Raw genomic sequence first — 16,499 nt, forward strand, 5'->3', positions numbered from 1 at the left:
CGCGCTCCGCGCGGGATGCGACGGGACTCCGTCCCGTCGAACGGGCCCACTCCGTGGTCCCGTTGGCCCGGCACAGCCGGGCGGGTTCTGTACTGGACTGCTCCGCAGTCCGGTACAGAACCTGACGCGCGCTCCGCACGCGTCAGGGCTGGCGGGAAGGCTGGGTGTCTGGGGGTTGACGGCTTGTCACCTTGTCGGCTGGTCGCTCCTTTGACTCGCACGTGCCGATGGGATGGCAGCTTGGTGCGTCATTTTCGGATGGTGCTTAGTTCTGGGATAATGACTGGGTGTCCCTCCCCCGGCTCGAGCCTTGCCGGGGAAGATCCCGGCTTTCGTAGCCGGTGCGGTTTTTCCGGTGGTGTGCCTGGAGAGGTGAGCAGTGGGAATGAGTGTCATGGAATTGCGTCCGCATCAGGTTGAGGCAGTGGACGGCGTGTTGAGGGTTCTCGGCACGCCGCCCGGTGGGCACATGCCGCCTGAGGGGCTGCGGGCGCAGGTGATCTCGGCGACGGGCTCGGGGAAGACGCTGATCGGTGTGGAGTCGGCGCGCCGGCTGTCTGCCCGCCGGGTGCTGGTCCTGGTGCCGACGCTGGACCTGCTGACGCAGATGGCCGGCGCGTGGCGGCGGGCGGGTCGGCGTGGGGCGATGGTCGGTGTGTGCTCATTGCGTGCTGAGGAGAGTCACGGGGTGCCGTGCACCACCGATCCCGACGAACTGGTCGAGTGGACACGGGGCGTGGACGTCGTCACGGTGTTCGCGACGTATGCCTCGGTGGGGCTGGGCCTTCTCCAGCGGGCGCATGCCGGCGGTCTGCCGGTGTGGGCCCTCATGCTCGTTGATGAGGCGCACCGTACAAGTGGGGATGCGGGGAAGCCGTGGGCGGCGGTGCATGACCAGCAGCAGATTCCTGCGGTGCGGCGGTTGTACATGACGGCGACGGCGCGCGTGTGGGAGTCCGACGGCGGGGGTGCGTCGCGGCTGGCGGCCAGCATGGACGAGGACTCCGCCAGCACAAGCTGACACCAACGCGAGAACGGGTGGCAGGCGGTGGCTTGTGGCGCTCACGCGGCGGCATGTCGCCCGCTGGCACCAACACCTGGGGCGGCCGGCATAGCCCCGGCCGCCCCAGGTGAACGCCGGGAAGGTGGTGGGTCAGACGCGCCCGAAGAAGAGGCTGCCGGGAGCGTCCGGGTCGTTGGAGAGGAAATACTCACGCACCGTCCGGATGAACTCCTGGCGTGAGATCGCGCCGTCGCCGTCGATGTCGATCATGGAGAACACATCCATGGCATCGGGTGCGTCGCTCTTCCAGACGTCCCTCAGGAAGCGGGCGAACTCGTCCTTGCTGATCTCGTTGTCGCCGTCGACGTCGATGACGTCGAAGATCGCGTGGCCGCCGCCGTCGGTGATGTTGAGCCGACTGGTGTCGATAACTGCGAGACGGTTGGCTGTGACGAACTCATCCTTCGTGAGTCGGTCGCCGTCCACGCCCGCGTGACGCAGCAGTTCCAGCCAGTAGATCTGGCAGAAGCTCTGGATGGCCCTGGCCCGCCGGTCGTCTTTGCTGAAGCCGTAGGCCTGGAGGTAGCGGTCGCCGAGCTTCTGGTAATCCGCCCACTCCAGGTAGCCGTTGTGGTTGGCGTCCATGGCATCGAAATTGCGCTCGAGCTTGATGGTGATGATGTCCTGCACCGTGGTGGTCATGAGCCGACCTTTCATGATCTTGTCTTGCGGGCTTCTCCAGCATGGGACTGATCGCGTGCAAGGCCGGCCCATTTGCGCGCATGACACCCGATCCGGTGATCGTCTTGCTGTGGCTGCCGCGTGAAGTACTGCGGTCGGCTAAGCGGAGTCGCTGGATCCGAGCTGTCGGAACGGATCACCTCGCGGCGGGCCGAGCTGGATGAACTCGCAACGGATGGCCAGGCGGCTGGCGGAGGTGCGGGACGAGCTTGATGGGCTGCGGGCCCGTCAGTCGGTATCAGCGGTCACGAACGGCACGGCGGACGCGCTCGCGCATGGGGTACGGGCGGTGAGACGTGATCACCATGCCGTTGTGCTGACAGCCGTTCTTTGGTCCTGGCAGTGTCGTTGCGCTGAAGGACCAAGGCGTTGCCTGGGAGGGCAACAGGCCACGAGGGATGGGGCGATGACGGACGCCGCCGCAAGGGTGGGCAAAAGCCGGACATGGCTGTCTCGGGGGCTGAACGCCCAGGGCAGCTCCAAGGACGTCGCGCAGATGTCCAAGCGGGACTTCGTCAAGCGCGTCCTGGATGCGTGCGAGGGTCAGCGACGAGGTGCGTGAGCGGACCCAGCAGCTGTACATGGAGGCGCTGGCCACGGTCGATGAGGTGCAGCACGCCGCCTACCAGGTTGCCGACCGGACGGCGGCCGCGGAGGGCCACGCCAACGAAGCGCAGCGGGTGATAGAGGATCTGCGCGCACGCCTCACACAGCAGGAGGAGCAGCACGCGCGCGAGGTAGCCCGCTGGAAGAGCGAGGCGGAGCAGCACGCGCGCGACGTTGCGCGGCTGGAAAGTGAGGTGGAGCGGCGAGAGGAGGAGAGGGCTGCGGATCTGGGCGCAGCGCAGGCCAGGATCGGTGAGCTGACCGGGCAGCTCGCTGCTGAGCGTCGTGAGCGACGGGTGGACCAGGGGACGATCGCGCGTTGCGTGAGCAGCTGGAGCAGGCCCAGGCCACGATCAAGGAACTGAGGGAGGGGCCTTGTCGGCATGACCGTGAGGAGGCCGTCCTGGCCGAGGCCATCGCCATCACCGAGCAGGCTCTGGCCGCGGAGCAGGAGCGTGGCTGCACCCATCGCATCGCTGTCCGGCGCGCCTTCGGAGCCGGGTAGCGGTACTCTGGCCCATTGTCCGGGGTGCGATGTAGTTCTCCCCGTTGGATGGTGGAGTCATGAACCATCGCCATCAGTCCCAGCGGACGATCGAGATCAACACTCGGCTCATCACAGCCGGTGCCGTGCTCACTGCGGCCGGTGCCGTGGTGGCGGGCGCTGGCATGGCCCTCGCGGCCTCCGCCGTATTCGCAGCGGGCCGGCGTCTGATCCGCGACATGGACGTGCCCCCGTCCCAGCAGGCGGCCATGAAGTGGCAGCAGGCCAAGGAGGCGTCCCGAGCGGGCATGAAGGCGTGGCACTCCGCGTCTGACGCCCACAGCTGATCGCACCCGGCTTCGCTGAGCCGCGGCGCCACTACACCGCTCCTCCACGATCGGCCTGCGGGGCACTGGCCGACGCTCAGCCTGCCGCTGGCCCCGGTTGTGCCGCATCCGGCTCGCCGGCGCCCGCATCGCCTCGTACAGAGCGCCTCGCCCACCAGGCCCAAGCCATCTCCCCCCTGCCGACCACCCCCGCCCGCGCCACCGCCGGCCTCTACCTCAACCTGCAGCCACACCTCCACCTGCGCCCCACCGACCACACCTGATCAGGAGGCTGCAGCGTCTCCCCCGCACGGCGCGCGCAGCAGGAACACCCGGCGGCGAAACGTCCCACGAGCCACAGCTGGCCGCTGGGCGCAGAACTGACGCTACGGGCTGCGGTGCTGGCCCCGCCAGCTGGTCGCTTGGAGAGACGGACGTAAAGCAGATCGAGGAGGGATTGAAGCGCGCGTTGCGCACCCGACCCGTTCCTTCCAGCGCCGAGGCACGCCTGCGGACGGCGGATGGTGGGCGGGGGCGGTGTGCGGATGCAGCACGTCGTCGTGCGGTCGAGAACCACCATGACGGGCGGCAGCGGCGGGGCGGGGGCATGGGCGGCGTGGTCAGGCGAGGCGGCTGAAGGCCCAGCGCAGTAGCTCCGGGTCAACGCGGGCGCGGCCAGTGCGGTGCGGGCGTGGGCGGTCAGCTGGGCCCAGGCTCCGAAGTTGCCGTGGGTGGCGCGGCTGTCGGCGAAGGCGATGTCGTCGGGTCCGGCACTGTGGCCCCGGGTGTGGTTGGCGCGGAAGCGGCTGCCGGCCCCCGCCGACGGTGACGCCCGCAGGAGTTGAATCTCCCCTAAGAGGAGAACCTACCGTCCGGGCTGGTCACAGAACCGAGTGAAGGAGCCGACCATGGCGACGTTTTTGCTGGTGCCGGGATTGTGGATGGGTAGCTGGGCGTGGGATGCCGTGTCTGCGGAGCTGTCCGCGCGGGGGCACCGGGCGACAGCGGTGACCCTGCCCGGCCTGGGGGAGGCCGACGAGGACGCCACCGAGATCGGGCTGGCCGATCACGTGGATGCCCTGACCGAGCTGCTCCGTGCGCAGGAACAGGACGTCGTGCTGGTGGCGCACAGCTACGCCGCCTTCCCGGCGGTCGGTGCCGCCGACCGTGTGCCCGAGAAGGTCGCGCGGCTGGTGTTCGTGGACACGGGGGCTCCCGAGTCCGGTGAGTCGGTGGTGACCCAGATGCCGCACCTGCTGGACCTGGCCGACGGCGGGCTCCTCCCGGTGCCGGGCGGGATCGACGCGACGCACGGCGTGCCGGACACCGAGTGGGAGCGTTACCGACGCCTGGCGAAGCCGCATCCCCTGCGCACTGTCACCGACCCGATCACACTGACGGGCGCGTGGCTGAAGGCGCCGACCACAGGCGTCTTCTGCCTGGCGGGCAGCCGCCTGAGCCTGGAAGTCGTCCGTGCCCTGTACGTCACGGGCGACCCCAGGTTCGCCAAGCTGGCCGAACCCGGGGTGACCTTCTTCGAACTGGCCACCGGTCACTGGCCGATGCTCTCCACCCCGACCGAACTGACCGACGTACTGGTGCGTGCGGCCGCGGGCGAGGGCGAGAGCCTCTTCCACGAGGACTAGGGGGAGTCCCGCCAGGTAGATCCTGGCCGTCTTCTCGCAGCGGGTGGCAATGCCGCGCCACTGCTTCAGGCGGTTGAAGCACCGCTCGACGGTGCTGCGCTGCTTGTAGGCCTCGCGGTCGAAGGCCGGCGCCTGCCGCCCCGGCTGCCGCGTCGCAGCCGGCGGCCCGCTGATCTGCTGGAGCCGGGATCACGCCCGGATGGCACCCTTGCGCAGGTGGCCGCAGATCGCGCGGGAGGAATCGGCCTCGTCCGCCAGGACCATGTCCGGCCTGGTGCGAGGGCATCCGCGATGCCGGGGAACAGGCAGGCGGGCCATGACATCGGCGAAGGCCGGTGCACCGCCTGCTGGTCCGGTGGTGAGAAAGACGACGTGCACGATCGTTGCCTGCCCATGGATATCCCCTGACCGGAACTTCAGGACTCGTACCGGCAGCGGTAGCCGGCGGCAGCCAGGTGCTGGGGTCCTGGTCCGCCTTCGACCGGTGCCGGAGTCCCAGGCCTCCGCGAGCGGGACCAGGTGGTCGATGTCCAGGCCGCGGGGGCCGTCGATGTACCGGTCGTCGTACCGGGAAGTACCACTCCCCTCCGGTCAGCGTGCAGCGCGGGCCCTCGGGGGGCGATGACGGCCTCGGCCTTGAGGACCTCGGCGCGGGTGTTGTAACCGTCCTTGTCGGCATCCACCCAGTGCTTGACGCACAAGGGCGAGACCCGCGAGGAGCGGCTGACGGAGTTCCTGGGAGAGAACGGCGTGCCGGTGCTCGGCCTGCGGGAGGGCTCCTGGCTGCGCGTGGCCGGCGCGCGCCACGATCGGGGGCGAGCGGGACGCGCGGCTCTTCGCGCGCGGTGCGGTCGCGCGGGAGGTCCCGGTCGGCGCGGACGTCTCGGAGCTGCTCACCGTGCCGGGGCGGTTCGGCGCTCCCGCTTAGGCCCTGGCTGCCGCCGCATATATTTCAGGGCTAAGATTTCTGTGCAGGTCCGTACTGGCCGGTCCGTGGAGGCGGGTCCGTACAGGCCGGACAGTAGGGGCGGGTCCGTGTGTGCGGTGAGGTCAGGAGGGGCGCTACATGGCGGGGAAGAAGGCTGCGGTCCAGCGGGACGCCGTCGCGGCGATCATCGACGACTGGGCCCGGGAGCGTCCGGAGCTGGACACCTCCCCGCTGGAGGTGCTGGCCCGGCTGCACCGCACCTTCCTGCGCTACCAGACCGGGCTGACGTCCGCCATAGAGCGGCACGGGCTCGGCGTGGCCGGCTTCGACGTCCTGACCGCGCTGCGGCGGGCCGGGAAACCGTACCGGCTCACCGCGGGGCAGCTCGCCGACTCGGGGCTGATCTCCTCGGCCGGCGTCACGCTGCGCATCGACCGGCTGGAGAAGGACGGCCTGATCGTGCGCGAGCGCGACGCCGACGACCGCCGCGTGGTGTACTCCCGGCTCACCGACGCCGGTCTCGCCAAGGTGGACGAGGTGTTCGCCGAACACCTGGACAACGAGCGGCGCATGCTCGCCGAGGTGTCCCCGGCGGAGCGGCGCCAGCTCGCCCGGCTGCTGTCCAAGCTGGAGCGGTCCATCGTGCACGCGGCGGAGTCCGGGGAGGACGCACCACCGGCCTGAGAGGCGCCGCGCCTCCTCTCAGCGCGCCGCCTGCTGCTCCGCCTGCTGCCGGAACAGCCGGCGCAGCCGGACCACGCCCAGGTCGTGCTGGTAGAGGTTCTCACGCTGGTCGGCGTCGGCCGGTATGGCCTCCAGCATCACTCGGTCCTGCTCCAGCACCTGCCAGTGCCGTTCCTCGATGAGCGTGCGGTACAGGAAGCGCCAGGTGTCGCGCTGCCAGCCGGAGACCTTGCGGTAGCGCCAGAAGAAGACGCCCGTGCGCCCGGCGTCCACCGGGCAGGCCATGCCGACGATCCCGAAGGCGCCGCCGGGGCCGGCCGAGGGCGGGTACGGAATGGACAGGTCGACCCAGTCGACCCCGGTGCGGCACAGCTCCACCCAGTCGAAGTTGACGCCCCGCTGGTCGGTCTTCTCGAAGAAGTAGCCGCGTTCGGTCTCCCGGATGCGGAAGCGGGCCCGGGTGTCGCCGTCGTACATGGTGTGCGACTCGTGGTGCAGGAAGGCTCCGTGCATCGGGTCGAGGAGGTTCTCCATGGCGAACCGCCACGGCACGTTCCACTCGGCGTAGCACAGGAACGAGGCGGTCTCCGGATCGGTCAGCGGTTCCGGCAGCGTGAGGTCGACCGGCTCGGGGTGCTGCTCGTCGCCGAAGTAGGCGAGGATCGCGCCGCCGACCTCGCGCACCGGCAGGGAGGTGACGAGCCTCTTGCCCTCCAGGTTGCAGCCGGGCAGTCCGGGCACCGACGTCACGGTGCCGTCACCGCCTACCTCCACACCGTGGTACCAGCAGGCGACCCGGTCGCCGAGGTGCTTGCCGAGGGAGAGCGGCGCGCCGCGGTGCGGGCACCGGTCGGTGAGCAGGGACAGGGTGCCGTCGGTCCTGCGGAAGAGCAGCCAGTTCTCGCCGAGGGCGGTGACCTTGCGCATGCCGCCGGGCGCGACGAAGTGCGAGGGGACGACGGGGTGCCACTGGTTGCGCAGGCCGTGGGCGTAGACGTGGTCGGCGGTGACGTCGGTGGTCAGGGTCATCTCAGGCTCCCAGGCGGTGCATCTCGGCGCGGAAGGTGTCCTCGGTCCAGGGCGTGCCGTCGGGCGTGCGCACCTGCCGGGCGTTGAGGCCGGCGACCACGTCGGCGAGTTCGTGGCCGTCGTTGGTGAAGATCTCTTCGAGGGTGCGGGCGAGCTTCAGCTCGTAGGGGGTGGGCTCGTGGGCGCGGGACTGGTGGGGGTCGAGGAATGGCCGGTCGGTGGTCATCGGGGCCCTTCAGAAAGTCACGGTCGGGGGGTTCACAGGTCGAGGACGAGCCGGTCGGAGGCGCAGCGCGAGACGCAGATCATCATGGTGGCGCTCGCGGAGTGCTCCGCCTCGGACAGCAGGAGGTCGCGGTGCTCGGGGGTGCCGGCGAGGACGCGGGTCTCGCAGGTACCGCAGATGCCGTCGCGGCAGGAGGAGGGGACGGCCACGCCCGCCGCCTCCACGGCGTCCAGCACGGAAGTGTCCGCGCCGACGGTGACGGTCAGTCCCGACCGGCGGCACTCGACCTCGAAGGCGCTGTCGTCGCCGGTGCGTTCCACGGCCGGCGCGGCGAACCGCTCGAGGCGCAATTGCTCTCGCGGGCAGCGCTCCTGTACGGCGGTCAGCAGCGGCTCGGGGCCGCACACGTAGACGAGCGCGTCTCCGGGCAGACCGGCGAGGGCGGCCTCCAGGTCGATGTGGCCCTGCTCGTCCTGCGGGACGAGGGTGACCCGGCCACCGGTGAGGGCGTCGAGTTCCCCGCCGAAGGCCATGGAGGCGCGGGAGCGTCCGCCGTGCACCAGCCGGTACGGGATGCCGTCGCGTTCGGCCCGGCGGGCCATGGCGAGGATCGGGGTGATGCCGATGCCGCCCGCGATGAAGACGTACGACGCGGCCGGCTCCAGCGCGAAGTGGTTGCGGGGTCCTGCGGCCCGGATCCGCTCGCCGGGGCGCAGCCGGGTGTGCACGTGGCGGGAACCGCCGCGCGAGGAAGCCTCGTTGAGGACGCCGACCCGGTACACGCCGAGGTCTTCCGGGTCGCCGCACAGCGAGTACTGCCGCACGTGTCCGGCGACGTGCAGGTCGATGTGGGCGCCCGGGGTCCAGCCCGGCAGGGGCTTGCCGGCGGGGTCGACGAGTTCGACGGACAGGACGCCGTCCGCCTCCCAGGTCATGCGGCGCACGAGGAGTTCGAGCTGCTGCTCTTCGGTGACGCTCATGGGGCGGCCTCCCTACGCGGTGGGGATCTTCACGGGTGGGGTGAACGGGGTCTTCATCGGGCCGAGCGCGGCGAGGTCCACCTCGACCAGAACCGGCCCGTGAGAGGCGAGCGCGTCGCGGATCACCGGGTCGGCGTCGGCCTCGGCGGCGATGCGCGCGTACGGCAGGGCGCAGGCGGCGGCGAGCTGTTCGAAGTCGGGGGTGAACAGGTCGACGCCGCTGCGGCGTTCGCTGTAGCGGTCCTGCGTGTTGCGCAGGACGCCGTAGCCGCCGTCGTTGAAGACGAGCAGCAGCAGGCGGGGCCGCTCCTGGGCGAGGGTGAGGAGTTCGCCGAGGTGAACGGCGAGCCCGCCGTCGCCCGCGATGACCACGGTGGGCTCCTCGGGGCGGGCGAGGGCGGCGCCGATGCCCATGCCGAGGCCCTGGCCGATGCCGCCGCCGCGCGGGAAGACGTTGCCGCGCGGGTCGTGCATCGGCAGCAGCCTGTTGCCCCAGGTGGAGGAGGGGATGGTGACGTCGCGGGCGACGACCGCGCCGGGCGGCAGGGCCGCGGCGAGCGCGTCACAGATCGCCGCCTGCGGGCCGACGGCGTCGCGCTGGGCGGCACGCACCTCGTCGCGTACGGCGGTGACGCGGGCGCTCCAGCCCGGTTCGGCGGGGACGGCCGCCGTGGTCAGCTCCGGCAGGACTTGGGCGGCGTCGCCGTGCAGGCAGTGCGTGGCCGGGTGGACGCGGCCGAGGGCGGCGGCGTCGATGTCGATCTGGAGGTGTGCCCCGGGCAGACTCAGCGTGTAGTCGGCGGTCTCGTTGGAGCGGAAGTGGGTGCCGACGCTGACCAGGACGTCGGCGTCGCCGAGCAGGGCGCGGACGGCGGGGGTGGTGGCGAAGTTGCCGATCACGTGCGGGTGGTCCTCGGGGACCGTGCCCCGGCCGGAGTTGGAGGTGATCAGGCCGGCGCCGGTCTCGGTGAGCAGGTCGTGCAGGGCCTGCCGGGCGCGGGTGGCGCCGCCTCCGGCCCAGATCAGCGGGCGGCGGGCGGCCGCCAGCAGCTCGCGAGCGGCGGCGAGTTCGCCCGGGTCGGGAACCGGTACGCGGGCGCTGGGTGCCCCGTCGGTGTCGTCCTGCTGGGCGGCGTACTGCAGATCGATGGGCCACTCGAGGCTGGCCGGTCCCCCGGGCGCGGTCAGGGCCGCGGCGGCGGCCTCGCGCAGCAGGCTGCCCGCGCTCTCGGTGTCCGGGACGGTCGCGGCGTACGAGGAGACCGCGCGGAGCATGCCGAGCTGGTCCTTGGTCTCGTGGATGAAGCCGCGTCCGCAGCCGAGGTACCGGCTCTCGATCTGCCCGGTGACGTGCAGCACGGAGGTGCCGGCGGCGAGCGCCTCGATGAGGGAGCCCGCCGCGTTGCCGGCGCCGGTGCCGGTGGAGGTGAGGGCGCAGCCGAGGCCGCCGCGGGCGCGGCCGTAGCCGTCGGCGGCGCTGACGGCGGTGGCTTCGTGCCGCACGGGCACGAAGCGCAGCTCGCGGTCGACGGCCTCGACGAGGGGGAGGTTGTGCACGGACACGATGCCGAAGACCGTGTCGATGCCGAGTTCCTTCAGGACGGCGACGAGGAGGTCGCCTCCGGTGCGGTACGTCATGCGTGCCTCTCAGTGCCTCTGTGACCAGTGGCTTCAGAAGACGCCGCGGCTGATCCCGCCGCAGACGTCGATGGCGGTTCCGGTGATATAGGAGGCGCGCGGCGACAGCAGGGCCACGATCGCGTAGGCGACCTCTTCGGCGCGGCCGAGGCGGCCCAGGGCGACACCCCGGTCGGCGGCGAGTTCGGCCTGCCAGTCCTCGTAGGACAGGCCGGTGTCCGCGGCGGTGTGCCGGCGGGTCCACTGGCCGGTGTCGATCAGGCCGAGGCAGACGGAGTTGACCCGGATGCCCTCGGGGGCGAGTTCGGTGGCGAGTGACTTGGAGAGGTTGAGGATGCCGGCCCGGGCCGCGCTGGTGGTGATCAGGCGGGTCTCGGGCTGCTTGGCGAGGACCGCGTTGACGTTGACGACGCTTGCCGCGTCCGAGGCGCGCAGGTGGGGGCGTGCGGCGGCCAGCGGGTTCAGGACACCCGCGAACTTCAGCTCCAGTTCGTCGCGCCAGTCGGCGGAGGTGGTGTCATCGAGCCGCTTCATACGGGACTGGCCCGCGTTGTTGACCAGTGCGTCGAGCCGGCCGAAGTGTGCGGCGGCCCGCTCGGTGAACGCGGCCGTGGCACCGGCGTCGCGTACGTCGCACGCACCGGTCAGCAGCCGGTCGCCGGCGCCGAGGCGGGCGGCGGCCTGGGCGAGTCGGTCGGCGTCACGGCCGCACGTGGCGACGTGTGCGCCTTCGCCGAGCAGCGCGCGGACCGTGGCCAGGCCGACGCCCGAGCTGCCGCCGGTGACCAGGACGGCCCGGTCGGCGAGACCCAGATCCATGAGGTTCTCCGGTTCTTAAGGGGGGATCAGTGCATGGTGAAGCCGCCGTTGACGGCGATCACCTGTCCGGTGAGGTAGCGGGACTCCTCGCCGAGCAGGAAGGAGACGACTCCGACGAGGTCGTCCGGCTGCTGCGGGCGGGAGATCGCGCGGTGGCCGGCGTACAGGGCGTGCCGTTCGATGGGGACCGTCTCGGTGGCCTCGCACTCGGTCAGGCCGGGCGCGACCGCGTTGACGGTGATGCCCTGCTCGCCGAGTTCGCGGGCCATCGAGCGGGTGAGGGCCAGCACTGCCCCCTTGGAGGCGACGTAGTGCGCGAGGCGCGGCGAGCCGTACAGGGCGGCGTCGGAGGCGATGTTGACGATACGTCCGGGCCGGGCGAGCAGCGGGTGCAGTGCCTTGGTGACGAGCCAGGGGCCACGCACGTTCACGGTCATCAGACGGTCCCAGGTCTCGATGTCGATGTTCTGGAACTCCTTGCCGCCGACGCCGTTGGCGAGGGCCGCGTTGTTGACCAGTCCCCATACGGGACCGAACTTGCGTATCTCTTGGACCAGTTGCTCGACCGAGGCGGGGTCCGCCACGTCGCAGTGCACGTAGTGTGCCGCGCCGCCCGCGGCTCGGATCGCGGCAGCGGTGCGCTGGCCCCATTCGGCGTTCAGTTCGGCGACGACGACCCGGTGGCCGTCGGTGCCGGCCCGGCGGGCCATGGCCTCTCCCAGGCCACGGCCCGCCCCGGTCACGACGACCGTGCGCGGCACGTCAGTCACGGGTGACGCCGTACAGCGGTGAGTACTCGGGGTAGGTCGGCACCTGCGGCTTACGGGTGCCGATGATCACGCAGAACAGCGCGTCGGTGTCGCCCTCGTTCTTCAGCGAGCGGGTGACGCCGGCCGGGACGACGATCATGTCGCGGTAGCCGAGGGTGCGGTACTCGACCTCGTCGGGGCCGCGGTGGATACCGACGCGGACCTGCCCCTCCAGGACGAAGAAGGCTTCCTCCACGTCGTGGTGGGTGTGGGCCGGGCCCTCGGCGCCGGGCGGCAGCAGCATGTTGGAGAAGGTGAAGCCGCCGGAGGGGATGATCCTGTTGTCGTTCTCGTGATTGCCGGTGGCGCCGGAGCCGATGTAGCGGATCTGGGCGCGGCGGTACTGCGGTCCGGCCTTCTCCTGGAAGGACAGGGTGCCCCAGTCGGGCTCGCGGGAGTCGCGGCTCGCAATCAGCGCGTCGGTGTACTGGGCGAGGTCGCCGCCGTTGTCGTACTCGGTGGTGGTCAGTGGCATGGCGGGTCAGCCTTTCGTGCGGGGGTTGGTGACGATGTGCAGATGGGCCAGGACCCAGGCGTTGAAGTGCTCGGGCTGTTCCTGGTGGGCCAGGTGGCCGGCGTCCTTGACGACCACACCGGCACTTCTGGGCAGGCCACCGGCCAGGGCCTGGGCGGCGACCGGGCCGGTGACCCGGTCCTTGTCACCGCACAGCACGAGGGTCGGTGCGGTGATGCGCGGCAGGTCGGCGCGCAGGTCGGCGCAGGCCATGGTCTCGGCGGCGTACGCGTAGCCGGGCAGGCGGACCGCGTCGGCCATGGTGTCGACGACCCGCTGGACCAGCCGTGGGGGTGCCTCGGCGGAGACCAGGCGGGGACCGCGCTGTTCGGCGAACGCGCGCGGACCGAGCCTGTCCAGTTCCGGCACGCGGGCCCGCATGGCGGCGGCCTTGTCCGGGTCGGTGCCGGAGCCGGGGCTGGAGTCGGCGACGATCAGGGAGGCGACGAGGTCCGGGTGGCGCAGGGCGAGCCGCAGGGCGATGACGCCGCCCCAGGAGACGCCGAGCACATGGGCGTCGCCGCCGCGGCCGCGGATCACCGCGGCCGCCGCGTCCGCGTAGCCGTCGAGGTCGAGCGGACCGTCCGGGTCGGGTGAGCGGCCGTAGCCGGGAGCGTCCCAGGCCACGACCCGGAACTCGTCGCCGAATGCGGCGAGTTGGTGAGCGAAGGAAGCGGAGGAGGACCCGATGCCGTGCAGGCACAGCAGCAGCGGTCCGTTCGCGCCGGCCTCCTCCACGTGCACGTCGGCGGCGGTCACAGGATCTGCCCCGGGCGCCCGGCGATCGCACCGAGGGAGCGCAGCACCGCGTACGGCACGACCCTGCTGGTGGCCGGGTTGTCCGCGTCGGGCGTGTGGGCGGCCTCGAACCGGTACGCGCCGTGCGGGCCGGACGCCTCGATGACGTGCCGGGTGCGTACGGCGGCCGGGTCGGCGACGACACGGACCTGTACGGCGTCCAGGTCGCCGACTGCGAGCGCCACGGAGGCGGCGACGTTCGTCGAACGGGGGAACTTCACGGGGATGTCCCGCGCGGTGCCGCTGAGGACCTCGATGGGGCCGGTCGCGGTACGCAGCCGGTGCAGCAATGCCTCGTCCATCCACGCCTGTTCGAGGGTGGCGGGGAGTTTGGTGGTGGTCAGCCGGACCTCGTCGAGCGGCCCGAAGGCGCGGACGGCCTGGAGTAGGTCGAGGCCGCCGACCGCACCGCCGGTGAAGTAGACACGGCCCGGTCCGGCGGCGAGGAGCCGCTTGGCGAGGTCCTCGTCGGTGAGGGCGCCGGTGGAGGCGATCAGCAGATCGGTGCCGGAGGCGAGAACCCGCTCGCCCCAGGCCCGGACGACACCCTGACCGGCGGCCTCCACGATCAGGTCGCAGCGGTCTACGGCGTCCTCGAAGGGCACTTGTGCGGCGGGGACGGCGCCGCCGAGCGGGCGGTTGTCGACGACGCAGGCGAGGGTCGCTCCGGGGACGTCACCGGCGGCGAGGGCGGTGCCGACGACGCGGCCGATGGCGCCCCAGCCGACCAGGCCGACCTTGAGCGGGGTGGGGTTCATGCGCAGGCTCCTTGCGGGGCGGGCTCGGCGTCGGCCGACGCCGTGAACAGGCTGCCGTCCGCGGTGGCGTCGACCGGCGGCACGACGGGGCTGCCGTCCGGGGTGCCGGCCATGTGGGCGCGGATCAGCTTCGAGGGCGGTCCGGCGGTCCCCCACAGGTCGGACAGCTCCGGGACGCGCCGCCACACCTTGCAGATCCAGCGGTCCTCGACGACTTGGGCGACCTCGGAGGTGTACTCGCACACCAGGCCCGTGGGGTCGGTGAAGTAGGAGAAGGTGTTGTTGCCGGGGCCGTGCCGCCCGGGGCCCCATTGGGGGGTGACGCCATGGTGGCGCAGGCGCCCGATGCCGCGCATGAAGTGGTCCAGTGAACGCATCTCGTACGCCACGTGGTTGAGGGAAACCCAGGGCGCCTGGTTGAAGGCGACGCAGTGGTGGTCGGCGTTGCAGCGCAGGAAGGCCATCTGGTGCTCGGACCAGTCCGAGACGCGCAGGCCGAGCACGTCGCGGTAGAACGCGACGGAGGCGTCGATGTCGGGGGTGTTGAGGACGACGTGGGTGACACCGACGGGCACGGCGGAGTCCTGGCCCCGCGGCGGGACCGCCCAGGTGTCGGCGGACAGTTCGATCAGGCGGCCCTCGTGGTCGTGGAAGCGCAGGCCGTAGCCGCCGCCGACCTGGTCGAGCGGGCCGGGCCCGGTGAGGGCGCGGATGCCGTGACGCTCCAGCCGGCGGGCCGCCTCGTCGATCTCGGCGGGGGTGGCGACGGCGAAGGAGAGCGTGCCGAGGCCGACGCGGTCGGCGCGGGTCAGCTTCAGGGAGTGGTGTTCCTCGCCGGTACCTCGCAGCCAGCTCGCGCTGTGGCCGGCCTCGACGACCTCCAGGCCCCAGGCCTCCTCGTAGAAGTCGGTGGCCTCGCTGAAGTGCGGGGTGTGCAGTTCGACGGAGCGCAGGGCGCGCAGGCGGGCGACGGGGGGTCCGGGCGGGGCGGTGGGGTGGGACATGGGTACTCCGGTGGGGTCAGCCGGCCCAGGGCAGCGGCGTGGTGGAGGTGCCCCAGTACAGGGACTTCTGGCGCTGGTAGGCGCGGATGCCGTCGCGCCCCTTCTCGCGGCCGAGGCCGCTGTCCTTCATGCCGCCGAAGGGCGTGGAGATGCTGAACTGCTTGTAGGTGTTGATCCAGACTGTGCCCGCCTCGATCCGGCGGGCGATCCGCCAGGCGGCGCGGTGGTCGCGGGTCCAGATGCCGCAGGCGAGGCCGTAGACGGAGTCGTTGGCCTGCTGGACGAGGTCGTCCTCGTCGTCGTAGGGCAGGGCGACCAGGACCGGGCCGAAGATCTCCTCCTGGCAGGTGCGGGTGTCGTTGGGCAGGCCGTCGAGGACGGTGGGCAGGTAGTAGGCGCCCGAGTCGTACTCGGGGCCCTCGGGGGCGGCGCCGCCGCACAGCACGCGGGCGCCTTCCTGGCGGGCGAGGTCGACATAGGCGGCGACGCTGTCCCGGTGCTTGTGGTGCACCAGGGGGGCGACCTGGGTGTCGGGGTGGGTGCCGGGGCCGACGCGCAGCTTGCGGACGCGTTCGACCAGGGCGCCGAGGAAGTCGTCGTAGAGCGGACGGGCGACGAACAGGCGGGATCCGGCGATGCAGGACTGGCCGCTGGAGGAGAACACCCCGTACATGACCCCGGCCAGGGCCTGCTCGACGTCGGCGTCGGGCAGGACGATCGTGGGCGACTTGCCGCCGAGCTCCAGGGAGAGCGGCATGAGTTTGTCGGCGGCGGCCCGGGCCAGTGCGCGCCCGGTGGAGGTGCCGCCGGTGAAGACGACCTTGCCGACCCGCTCGTCGCGCACGATCGCGTCGCCGACGACGCGGCCGGGTCCGGGCAGCACCGACAGCAGGGCCGGGGGCAGTCGGTGCTCCTCCAGGGCCGTGGTGATCAGGCGCCCCAGGGCGAGGGAGACCAGCGGGGTCCATTCGGCGGGCTTGAGCAGGACCGCGTTGCCGGCGGCGAGTGCCGGGGCGAGTTTCTGGGCGTCGCTGGCGACCGGGGAGTTCCAGGGGTTGATCGCGCCGACGACGCCGAGGGGTTCGTGCACGCTCATCGTGACGTAGGCGCCGCGGGAGGGTGTGAGGGCGTCCTCGGCGGTCTCCAGCGCGGCGGCCGTGTAGCGGAACGTGGCGGCCGCGCTGGCCACCAGGGCTCGGGTCTCGGTGAGGGCCTTGCCGGTGTCGGCGGTCTGCAGGGCGGCGAGGTGCTCGGCGTGCTCCTCGATCAGTGTGGCGACACGGTGCAGGAAGCGGGCCCGCAGGTGCGGCAGCAGATCGCGCCAGCGGGGGTCGGCGGCGGCCTCGGCGGCGGCGCGGGCCGCCTCGGCCACCTCGTCCGGGGTGACGGCGTGCACGGTGGCGAGCGGGGAGCCGGTCGCGGGGTCGAGGGTCCGGGTCGGGGCGCCGCCGCCGCGCCGCCACCGGCCCGCAACGAGTGCCTCGTCCGGGGGAGTTCGGAGCATAC

General features: G+C 71.8%; 17 protein-coding genes and 4 pseudogenes. 7 read left to right on the top strand and 14 right to left on the bottom strand.

From position 1 onward, the window contains the following. Positions 1–385 precede the first annotated feature (385 nt). A pseudogene (locus tag AB0E88_RS04085) lies at positions 386–1,003 on the top strand (DEAD/DEAH box helicase family protein); the annotation flags it as partial. Between the two features lie 150 nt (positions 1,004–1,153). On the opposite strand, the gene AB0E88_RS04090 reads toward AB0E88_RS04085, so the two are convergent. Next, positions 1,154–1,705: an EF-hand domain-containing protein gene (locus AB0E88_RS04090; protein ID WP_361623424.1), complete on the bottom strand. Its 552-nt coding sequence runs from the start codon at positions 1,703–1,705 to the stop codon at positions 1,154–1,156. A gap of 620 nt (positions 1,706–2,325) precedes the next feature. Here AB0E88_RS04090 and AB0E88_RS04095 point away from each other — a divergent pair. The 4 genes from AB0E88_RS04095 (at position 2,326) to AB0E88_RS04110 (ending at position 4,806) form a co-directional block, all read left to right on the top strand. Next, positions 2,326–2,715, top strand: a complete 390-nt coding sequence (locus AB0E88_RS04095) for a hypothetical protein (protein ID WP_361623427.1) — start codon at positions 2,326–2,328, stop codon at positions 2,713–2,715. Further along, entirely contained in the window at positions 2,670–2,855 is a 186-nt protein-coding gene (locus AB0E88_RS04100; protein ID WP_361623430.1) for a hypothetical protein, read from the top strand. Before AB0E88_RS04095 ends, AB0E88_RS04100 begins: the two co-directional genes overlap by 46 nt. 59 nt (positions 2,856–2,914) lie before the next feature. Then, positions 2,915–3,181 carry a hypothetical protein gene (locus AB0E88_RS04105; RefSeq protein WP_361623433.1) on the top strand — a complete coding sequence of 89 codons (267 nt, stop codon included), beginning with the start codon at positions 2,915–2,917 and terminating at the stop codon, positions 3,179–3,181. An 887-nt stretch (positions 3,182–4,068) separates the two neighbouring features. Then, positions 4,069–4,806 carry an alpha/beta hydrolase gene (locus AB0E88_RS04110; protein ID WP_361623436.1) on the top strand — a complete coding sequence of 246 codons (738 nt, stop codon included), beginning with the start codon at positions 4,069–4,071 and terminating at the stop codon, positions 4,804–4,806. Here the strand turns inward: AB0E88_RS04110 and AB0E88_RS04115 are convergent. Together AB0E88_RS04115 and AB0E88_RS04120 are read right to left on the bottom strand one after the other, a co-directional pair. Continuing rightward, positions 4,804–4,926 (bottom strand): annotated as a pseudogene (locus tag AB0E88_RS04115) (transposase); the annotation flags it as partial. The gene AB0E88_RS04110 and the pseudogene AB0E88_RS04115 sit on opposite strands and share 3 nt — an antisense overlap. A 319-nt stretch (positions 4,927–5,245) precedes the next feature. Further along, a pseudogene (locus AB0E88_RS04120) lies at positions 5,246–5,498 on the bottom strand (HNH endonuclease); the annotation flags it as partial. Position 5,499: 1 nt separating this feature from the next. On the opposite strand from AB0E88_RS04120, the pseudogene AB0E88_RS04125 reads away from it, so the two are divergent. Beyond that, a pseudogene (locus tag AB0E88_RS04125) lies at positions 5,500–5,734 on the top strand (dipeptidase PepE); the annotation flags it as partial. Between the two features lie 138 nt (positions 5,735–5,872). Continuing rightward, entirely contained in the window at positions 5,873–6,418 is a 546-nt protein-coding gene (locus tag AB0E88_RS04130) for a MarR family transcriptional regulator (protein WP_361623439.1), read from the top strand. Positions 6,419–6,436: 18 nt separating this feature from the next. Here the strand turns inward: AB0E88_RS04130 and AB0E88_RS04135 are convergent, their stop codons facing one another. Genes AB0E88_RS04135 through AB0E88_RS04185 form a run of 11 tightly spaced genes read right to left on the bottom strand, consistent with a single transcriptional unit; the run spans position 6,437 to position 16,497 of the window. After that, positions 6,437–7,447, bottom strand: coding sequence for an aromatic ring-hydroxylating dioxygenase subunit alpha (locus AB0E88_RS04135; protein ID WP_361623442.1), 1,011 nt, complete (start codon positions 7,445–7,447; stop codon positions 6,437–6,439). Between the two features lies 1 nt (position 7,448). Then, entirely contained in the window at positions 7,449–7,673 is a 225-nt protein-coding gene (locus AB0E88_RS04140) for a recombinase-like helix-turn-helix domain-containing protein (RefSeq protein ID WP_361623445.1), read from the bottom strand. Positions 7,674–7,705: 32 nt separating this feature from the next. Continuing rightward, positions 7,706–8,653 (bottom strand): PDR/VanB family oxidoreductase, encoded by a 948-nt coding sequence (locus AB0E88_RS04145; protein ID WP_361623448.1) that lies wholly within the window; start codon positions 8,651–8,653, stop codon positions 7,706–7,708. Between the two features lie 12 nt (positions 8,654–8,665). Beyond that, on the bottom strand, positions 8,666–10,291 hold the full coding sequence (locus AB0E88_RS04150; protein WP_361623451.1) for a thiamine pyrophosphate-binding protein: 1,626 nt from the start codon (positions 10,289–10,291) through the stop codon (positions 8,666–8,668). Positions 10,292–10,324: 33 nt separating this feature from the next. After that, positions 10,325–11,110 (bottom strand): SDR family oxidoreductase, encoded by a 786-nt coding sequence (locus tag AB0E88_RS04155; RefSeq protein ID WP_361623454.1) that lies wholly within the window; start codon positions 11,108–11,110, stop codon positions 10,325–10,327. 26 nt (positions 11,111–11,136) lie between these two features. Further along, positions 11,137–11,880, bottom strand: coding sequence for an SDR family oxidoreductase (locus AB0E88_RS04160; protein WP_361623457.1), 744 nt, complete (start codon positions 11,878–11,880; stop codon positions 11,137–11,139). Further along, positions 11,873–12,394 carry a cupin domain-containing protein gene (locus AB0E88_RS04165; protein WP_361623460.1) on the bottom strand — a complete coding sequence of 174 codons (522 nt, stop codon included), beginning with the start codon at positions 12,392–12,394 and terminating at the stop codon, positions 11,873–11,875. The genes AB0E88_RS04160 and AB0E88_RS04165 overlap by 8 nt, the downstream gene beginning before the upstream one ends. 6 nt (positions 12,395–12,400) lie before the next feature. Next, positions 12,401–13,192, bottom strand: a complete 792-nt coding sequence (locus AB0E88_RS04170) for an alpha/beta fold hydrolase (RefSeq protein ID WP_361623463.1) — start codon at positions 13,190–13,192, stop codon at positions 12,401–12,403. Next, positions 13,189–13,989: an aspartate dehydrogenase domain-containing protein gene (locus AB0E88_RS04175; protein WP_361623466.1), complete on the bottom strand. Its 801-nt coding sequence runs from the start codon at positions 13,987–13,989 to the stop codon at positions 13,189–13,191. The genes AB0E88_RS04170 and AB0E88_RS04175 overlap by 4 nt, the downstream gene beginning before the upstream one ends. Beyond that, entirely contained in the window at positions 13,986–14,993 is a 1,008-nt protein-coding gene (locus AB0E88_RS04180; protein WP_361623469.1) for a VOC family protein, read from the bottom strand. The genes AB0E88_RS04175 and AB0E88_RS04180 overlap by 4 nt, the downstream gene beginning before the upstream one ends. Positions 14,994–15,009: 16 nt before the next feature. Next, positions 15,010–16,497, bottom strand: a complete 1,488-nt coding sequence (locus AB0E88_RS04185; RefSeq protein ID WP_361623472.1) for an aldehyde dehydrogenase — start codon at positions 16,495–16,497, stop codon at positions 15,010–15,012. Positions 16,498–16,499 lie beyond the last annotated feature (2 nt).

Origin of the sequence: Streptomyces sp. NPDC028635 (assembly GCF_040637635.1) — a bacterium.
In the GTDB taxonomy this organism is placed as follows: Bacteria; Actinomycetota; Actinomycetes; order Streptomycetales; family Streptomycetaceae; genus Streptomyces.